This window comes from Paraburkholderia kururiensis JCM 10599 = LMG 19447 (assembly GCF_003986935.1).
In the GTDB taxonomy this organism is placed as follows: Bacteria; Pseudomonadota; Gammaproteobacteria; order Burkholderiales; family Burkholderiaceae; genus Paraburkholderia; species Paraburkholderia kururiensis.
In genome coordinates this window covers 1-1,750 of the sequence record NZ_RJZE01000085.1, presented here as the reverse complement: position 1 = coordinate 1,750, position 1,750 = coordinate 1, and the positions used below count along the sequence as shown (strand labels likewise).

Genomic DNA, 1,750 nt, shown 5'->3' with positions numbered 1-1,750 from the left:
AGCGGCACCAGCCGGTTCTTGCTGAACTTGGTCGCCCGGATGACGAGTCCGTCATCAGTAAAGTCGTCGATCGTCAGCGCGAGAGCCTCGGAGATTCTCAGTCCCGTTGCCGCGAGCAGCGCGAACAACGTAACGTATGTTGCCGGGCGCAGCGACCCCGCAGGTTCAAGTCGCGCCGCTGCAGCCAAAAGCTTGGTCAGATCGGCGCAGGAATAGATGTGCCGGATACCGCGTTTATGAGACTCATGACCAAATACATCACATGGCGGACACTCATGGCGTGAATCCTCCGCCTGCATTGCCAATGCGAATCGTCGTACGGTAAGCAGGCGATTCCGGCGTTGTGCTCCAGATGGAGCCTGTCCCGCCCAGTCAATGACGCTTTGTGTTCGAATGGATCCGTCCTCGCGGGCATCGGCGAACACCGCGAAGCTGCGCAGGAGCCGATCCTGGGCAAGGTACTTGAACCCCATGGCACGGTGCAGCTCGACATAACGGCTTACGGCGTTAGCTAGCATGACGCACCTCCCGGCCAAGGCTGGACGATCTCGCGCAGCAAAGCTATGTCGACCTTCGCATAGTGCGCCGTTGTCTCGGATGATCGATGCCTTAGAACTGTCCCGATAGCATCCAGCGTAGCGCCTCCCCGCAGCATTGATGTCGCGATTGAATGCCGCAGAAGATTCGCCCCCTTCGATGGAGGGCCGGCAATACCGGCGCGGGATAACGCAAAGCCAACAATCGAACACACGGTTGCAGAGGTCGCAAATGGTCGCCACGGCGCATTCATGCACAGGAACACGTGATCAACTGGAGTCGGTGGTCGAACTCGCACAAGATACTTGAGCAATGCGTCACCAGCATCTTGCGGCAACGGGAGCCGGACTTCTCGACGGCTTTTACCTCTGAGCCGGAGTTCCGCCAAGCGCCAGTCGATATCGTCAAGACGTAGATTTACGATGTCTCCGCCACGCAAACCGAGACGGGCCAGGAGAAGCAGAATCGCATGGTCGCGCACACCGGTATCCGTTTCGAGGTCGCACGAATTAACGATACGTTCAATGTCCGCTTGCACCAGGTACTTTGGGAGCGCTGAGAGCCGCCAGTGTGCAACTGTCGGCACCGCGAGATCCAGTCCTGGGCGGCACAGGCCGACCGACGCCAGGAACCGCAGATACACCCTCAACGCCGAGACAATACACTTTGCATTGGGAATCTTGTTGCGCTTCACTTCGGCAGTGATGACATCGCGCACCATTGCAGCGTCCCATCGCGTCGTGTCGGTGCCCAACGCCGGCAGCAACTTGCAGATCAGGCGTTTGTGCCGGTCAATGGTCCGCAGCGACAGGCCGCGATGATGGAGAAGCCAGACACAGAATTCATCGAGCACAGAAGGTGGTTCGACGCGAACAGGATCCTCAGCCGGGTCAAGTATGCTGCGGCGCCGCAAATACCCAATGAATGACGCAACCCGTCGTACATACTTCCGAGAAACAGATTGCTGTCGACGTCCGCCCGGACACCTACATCGATGGGCTGCAAACGCCTCTACGCATTGGTCATCAATCGCGTCGACAGCTATACGATGGCGTTCAAGCCAACCTCCAAAATGCGCTATCGACGCGGCGTATTCGGAAATCGTAAGTTGTGCATACCCATTGTTTGCAAGCTCCGCGGTGAACTCGTCGAGATACGGCCCGAGTGCACCTGGAGTCAGTGCGTGCATTTGTGCCGCGTAAGAACTGTTCGG

The 1,750-nt window shown here is 58.1% G+C and carries 1 protein-coding gene and 1 pseudogene; both read right to left on the bottom strand.

Going from position 1 to position 1,750, the window contains the following annotated elements; translation table 11 throughout:
- Positions 1 to 518, bottom strand: a pseudogene (locus PKKP23_RS33335) (tyrosine-type recombinase/integrase); the annotation flags it as partial.
- A partial coding sequence (locus tag PKKP23_RS33330) for a tyrosine-type recombinase/integrase (RefSeq protein ID WP_205703040.1) occupies positions 512 to 1,750 on the bottom strand: 1,239 nt, incomplete at its 5' end. The pseudogene PKKP23_RS33335 and the gene PKKP23_RS33330, both read right to left, overlap by 7 nt.